Source organism: Dolichospermum sp. UHCC 0352, assembly GCF_009711925.1.
Classification (GTDB): domain Bacteria; phylum Cyanobacteriota; class Cyanobacteriia; order Cyanobacteriales; family Nostocaceae; genus Dolichospermum; species Dolichospermum lemmermannii.
On the sequence record NZ_VIKY01000056.1, the window covers coordinates 1 to 5,208 of the forward strand.

Annotated in this window: 6 protein-coding genes; 2 read left to right on the forward strand and 4 right to left on the reverse strand. The window is 35.4% G+C overall.

What is annotated here, in order from left to right:
* Positions 1-108: 108 nt before the first annotated feature.
* The 3 genes from FJR06_RS03695 to cofH all read right to left on the reverse strand — a co-directional run bounded on the left by FJR06_RS03695 (position 109) and on the right by cofH (position 2,589).
* Entirely contained in the window at positions 109-759 is a 651-nt protein-coding gene (locus tag FJR06_RS03695; protein WP_015079342.1) for a DUF3386 domain-containing protein, read from the reverse strand.
* Positions 760-927: 168 nt separating this feature from the next.
* A complete protein-coding gene (psb27, locus tag FJR06_RS03700; protein WP_015079341.1) occupies positions 928-1,335 on the reverse strand; it encodes a photosystem II protein Psb27 in 408 nt (135 codons plus the stop codon).
* A gap of 111 nt (positions 1,336-1,446) precedes the next feature.
* Positions 1,447-2,589 (reverse strand): 7,8-didemethyl-8-hydroxy-5-deazariboflavin synthase subunit CofH, encoded by a 1,143-nt coding sequence (gene cofH, locus FJR06_RS03705; protein ID WP_015079340.1) that lies wholly within the window; start codon positions 2,587-2,589, stop codon positions 1,447-1,449.
* A 398-nt stretch (positions 2,590-2,987) separates the two neighbouring features.
* Here cofH and FJR06_RS03710 point away from each other — a divergent pair, with 398 nt between their 5' ends.
* Positions 2,988-3,401 (forward strand): hypothetical protein, encoded by a 414-nt coding sequence (locus tag FJR06_RS03710; RefSeq protein WP_015079339.1) that lies wholly within the window; start codon positions 2,988-2,990, stop codon positions 3,399-3,401.
* Positions 3,402-3,571: 170 nt separating this feature from the next.
* Positions 3,572-4,330: a hypothetical protein gene (locus FJR06_RS03715; RefSeq protein ID WP_015079338.1), complete on the forward strand. Its 759-nt coding sequence runs from the start codon at positions 3,572-3,574 to the stop codon at positions 4,328-4,330.
* A gap of 43 nt (positions 4,331-4,373) precedes the next feature.
* On the opposite strand, the gene FJR06_RS03720 is transcribed toward FJR06_RS03715, so the two are convergent.
* The gene (locus tag FJR06_RS03720) at positions 4,374-4,973 is read right to left on the reverse strand and encodes a hypothetical protein (protein ID WP_015079337.1); all 600 of its coding nucleotides are present in this window, start codon (positions 4,971-4,973) and stop codon (positions 4,374-4,376) included.
* Between the last annotated feature and the right edge of the window lie 235 nt (positions 4,974-5,208).

The following is a 5,208-nucleotide window of genomic DNA, read 5'->3' on the forward strand; positions in this document are numbered from 1 at the left end:
TTCTCCAAATGCTTCGCCCGTACAGTTGTTAGTTGCAAAAGAATATTTTTCTCCCCTGCCTCTTGCCTCTTGCCTCTTGCCTCTTGCCTCTTGCCTCTTGCCTCTTGCCTATTCCAGTAGCTGAATATGGGAATAAACAAACTCAGTAATTGATTGAGGAGTTGTAGTTTTTCCATCTTCATATTCTGCGACCACCTGCTTCGTTAAAATGTAATGATTACCAAATTTTTGATATGTATCTGTAAATTTGAGAATGCTATTAATATCACCTGTATGCGAGTTACGAAAAACCACATCATAAGCAGAAGGGATATAACCGGAGTCTGTATCTAGGAATTCCCCAGAATTAATCTCCAAAGCCATCCGACTCATTACCCGAACTTCCTGATATATTTTTTGGTTACGGATTTGATAGTGAGAATCAGTATTTTCACTTTTTACAAAAACCGTAACTGCATCTTTTTCGGCTATTTCACCCAAACTAAACTCATGTTGACGGTAAAAACTTTGAAAATCGCTTCTTTGACAGCGGGTAATTATTTCCTGTAACTGAATATCAATTCCGGCTTCTATTTGTTTATCTGCAACTCCTGTAATTTCTACATTCAAGTTACGATTAATCTGAATTTTACCAGTATAAACTTCATCTTCCTGTAACAGTTGCACATCGGCAGCATAACCAGGAAAGTGTTCATCCCAAGTGTAACGACTTTCATAAGCAGTTTGAAATAAAATTTCTGCTGTTGACTGAATTGCCATATCACCACTTTGACTGCGCTTTTCTAACAGTTTAATTCAAGATAACTAAAGTTGGGGATCTTTGGGTTTGAGAGATCCCCTGATTCGCATTCTGACTTTGTTAATTCCTGCTTTCAAGGAAGTTTGTATTTAATTGTAGTTATTAAAAAACAATCCTTGAAAAATAGATTAAGCACCACGTCGTAACGATGCTTCTACTTGTTTAAATTCTGCATCTAGACGTTTTTTCAGCTTTTCAGGAACGGGACGATTAGGATAAGAACTGTAGTGTCCTGCAAGGGAATTTAGGGCTGTTCGCATAGTTGTAAAAGAGCCAAGAGTTGCAACAGAAGTATTCCGCTGGTAGCGAGCCGAAAAGTCATTGATTTTTAGACGGGCTTCTGCTTGAAGGGCGGCTTTATCGGGAGAATCTTGTGGTAATTCTAGGGCTTGTTTCAAAGTATTGACTACAGCTAAGGTATCTTGACGATAATCCCCAGTTAAACTATCTGGACTACCACCACCACAGCCAACCAAACCGACAACTAACACTAAAACTAGAGAAAGCAGACGCGACCAATAGCTTTTCATAAGCATTAAGTAAAAAAACAAGTAAATCAAAATCCATCCTATCTTGGATTGGTATATGGGGGATAGGAGTTAAAACTTAAAACTTCAAGAAAACTCCTACCCATTACCAATCACCCATTACCAATCACCCATTACCCGATACAAAGTATCCCGTTGTTGGTAAGGTCTTTCTAAAGATGCGATCGCCCTTTGTAAAGTTTCCACTTCCATACAAGTCCCACCCACAGCCCCGGCCATGGTGGTAATGTGTTCTTCCATTAACGTGCCACCGATATCATTACAACCCCAATTTAAGGCTTCTGTAGCACCATCTAGCCCTAATTTTACCCAGCTTGGTTGATGATTAGGGATATAATTTCCGAGATAAATTCTGGCTACAGCCGTTAATAACAGGGAATCAGCTAAAACAGGTTGGTCTCTTCCTACCTTTTTGCGGAGGGATTTGGGGGCTTCTTGTCCAACGAAGGGTAAGACAATAAATTCGGTAATTCTTGCAGGATAACCTTTTTCTATGGCTGTTTGTTGGAGCGATCGCAATTTTTCTAAATGGCCAATTTGCTGTTCTGGAGTTTCAATATGTCCAGATAACATTGTGCTGGTAGTAGGTACACCTAATTGATGGGCTGTACTGACAATTTCTAGCCAAGTCTCTGTATTAATCTTTTCTGGACACAATACCCGTCTCACGTCATCATCTAACACTTCTGCGGCTGTTCCGGGCATAGAACCGACACCAGCATCTCGCAAAGCTGTAATCACATCTGTATAAGAAATTCCATCTAATCTGGCAATAAATTGGACTTCTTGGGGCGAAAAAGCGTGTAAATGTAAGTGAGGAAATTCGTCCTTAATGGTTTTTACCAGTTTGAGATAATAGGGTAAAGACTTACCATTAATTTGCGCTTGTGGGTGTAATCCCCCTTGCATACATATTTCCGTTGCTCCTCGACGCACTGCATCTGTAGCTTTTTCTAAAATCTGCGCCGAATTTAACCAGTAAGCATCTGGATCACCGTCATCCCGGCGGAAAGCACAAAAACTGCAATGTTGCTCACAAATGTTAGTAAAATTAATATTTCGGTTAATAACGTAAGTAACCGTATTTCCAGCCTGTTTTTGCCTTAATTGGTCCGCTGTAGACTGAATTTGTGTAACTGCTTCTGGAGTGGTCTGTTTTAATAAAAAAACCGCATCATCCGGGGTTATATCTTTATCTGTTAAAGCAGACTCAAGAATAGAATCAACAGTTATATTAGTCATTGGTGATCAATCAAATATAAAAGACTTATTTAAGTTTCATAATAAATTGAAATTTGCAACCTTTAAATATTATTTGGGTGCGGCTCTTTTAGGAAGACGGGAGAGGAGGTCAAACAACCATTGGTATTGGTGCTGGAGTAGTAGAGCAACGAGCTTGAGAGACACCTTTAAGCAAAAGAATGCCACCTTGATATACAGCTAAACGCTTCAGAATCTCTGGGCTTTATATTGTGAATAAGCTGGATATTTATCACAAGTGGGGAATTTAGCGATCGCTCTTTGCGTTGGTGTAGTGTCAAATAATACATTCGTTAATTCAATACAAAATTACTAGTTGACAAGAAGGTTTTAATAAACTAAAAGAATTAATATTGACTATTAAACCTTGAAATATACTTATGTCGCTTGAACCTTTAACTTCATTAACTGCACTTGCAATTGCTAAACTTGCATTAGGTGAATTTGTAAAATCTGGAGCAGGAGAAATAGCAAAACAATCAATCGGCAGTGTTATTGATTTGGTCAAAAATCTACGCAATAAGATTGAGAGTAAATTAAAAGGGAATGAACGAGCAGAGAAAGCATTAGCAGAAGTAAAGGAGCATGGAACTACACAAGCACTAGATAAGTTTGCAAAGCATTTAGATTTAGAAATGAATGAAGATGATGACTTCGCTACTGAAATACGCCAAATAGCTCAACAAGTTACGAATATTTATACGCAGAATAAATCTACTTCAAGCTATATCAATAACGGAAGAGATCAATTCAATATTGAAAATATGCAAGGTAATCAGAAATTAGGAGGTTAATAAATTACTTAATTACATATAGAACTTTACACGTCTATCTGGCACAGCTTACGTATTAATTTTTCAGTTGATATACTAACTTTTCTGCAAAGTGCTGTATTTAAAATTAAAGTTTCTAATTTAGGAAACAATAAAAAATATAATATTCTAATTCGCATAAAGGATAAGTTATGAATCCTCAGTATGAAAATAATGGAAGAGATCAATTCAATATTGAAAATATGCAAGGTAATTTCTGCATTACACCACAAGAGAAAATTCTAACAATTAATGAAAATTTTAATGAAATCCGAGAGTTTTTAAAAAACTTTGTGTTATGGCTAAATGGTAGTTTAGAACTTGAAGAATATTTTGTTAATAGGATAAAATATTTCTGGGATAGCTTTGATTTTATTCATAAAAGTTACAAGGACAGAATAACTAAATACTTGGAGATTTTAAATAATGCTTCAGTTACAAAAATATCTGTACGTGAAGCACTGCTTCAGCAGATAAACTATGATTTCCGTAATACTTTTGAAACAAGAACTAATTTAGTAGCTGAAATAAATGCACATTATGGTTCTTCACTTAAACCGGGCAAGCTTCCCAAAGGTTTATCATCGGAGTTAGTATTTATGTTTCTATTATCTATAAAAGAGTATTTTGAGCTAAATTTATATATTGATGGTTATGAACGAAAAGATAATATACAAGCTATGTTTGTTGATGTGGCATCTAATAATTTTTTTATACAGGGGGGTTCAATGGATAATAATTTAGAAGCAAAATACTTTAGTATAAAGCAAGCAAAAAAAGCATTAAATTTAATTGATAGACAAGTTTTAAATAATTATAAAAAAGTGGTTACTAACTATAGCAATTTAAAAGAATTTTTGATAAGAGATAATCGCTCACCACACCTACCGAAAGGGAAGGGATTTATGTAACTAACCCATATATGCTGTTAAAAATAATTAGTTTAAATAACTTTTAACCCTCAACCCCTTGACATAAAATACCTAAAATCTTGTTTAACTCCTTAATATAATAATTATTCAAATCAATAAATATATCAGTCCCTTCCAACTTCAAGAACTTCCAAATATCTCCTGTTGTCACAGCCCCATAAATAGTTTTAATTTCATTACCTTCCTGTTCATTAAACAATTGTGCTGCTAACATTGCTGCTGCACATTGACCCAAACCACCTTTAATATTTTCATTTTTAGCTTCTACAATAATTAGTACAGGAGCATTAATTGTTAACTGTTCTCTAGAACGACTGATAACAAAATCACAATAACCATTTAAACCTCTCTCAACATCAACATTAAAATCCGTACCAGAAAATAAACTAATTTGATAATTAGCTTTACGTCTAACTTCTAATAAAATTGGCGTAATAATCATTTCTGAGCGGGCTTTTTCCGTATTTATTGCTAACGCGAGTTCTGTAGTTTCTTCTAAAGTGTTAATTAACTTTTCGCTGATTTCTATAGGTTCTACAGTCGCAAATAAATCAGCTTCTTCATCAATTGTAATGTTAAAATTTTTCTTAAACTTAGTTAAGCTAAAATCACTATAAGCCATTGCTCTTACCTTATTATTTTCAACAGTTTATCTAAAATTTAAAACTTCTTTAGTTATAGCAGTATACTTTTCACGGAATAGGTGCATCTTTACCCTTGGAGGATGTTTGAAAAGTTTTTAATGTACAAACAAACCCCTCTCCAAACCTCTCCCCTAAGCGGGGAGAGGCTTTGAAACCCCCCTTCCCTCGTAGGGAAGGGGGGCTGGGGGGTTAGGTTTTTGGAGATTATCGGTT

Bases quoted from the DNA above. Each gene is read 5' to 3' on its own strand.
- FJR06_RS03715 (WP_015079338.1), top strand. From the start codon at position 3,572: ATGAATCCTCAGTATGAAAATAATGGAAGAGATCAATTCAATATTGAA.
- psb27 (WP_015079341.1), bottom strand. From the start codon at position 1,335: ATGCTTATGAAAAGCTATTGGTCGCGTCTGCTTTCTCTAGTTTTAGTG.
- cofH (WP_015079340.1), bottom strand. From the start codon at position 2,589: ATGACTAATATAACTGTTGATTCTATTCTTGAGTCTGCTTTAACAGAT.
- FJR06_RS03695 (WP_015079342.1), bottom strand. From the start codon at position 759: ATGGCAATTCAGTCAACAGCAGAAATTTTATTTCAAACTGCTTATGAA.
- FJR06_RS03720 (WP_015079337.1), bottom strand. From the start codon at position 4,973: ATGGCTTATAGTGATTTTAGCTTAACTAAGTTTAAGAAAAATTTTAAC.
- FJR06_RS03710 (WP_015079339.1), top strand. From the start codon at position 2,988: ATGTCGCTTGAACCTTTAACTTCATTAACTGCACTTGCAATTGCTAAA.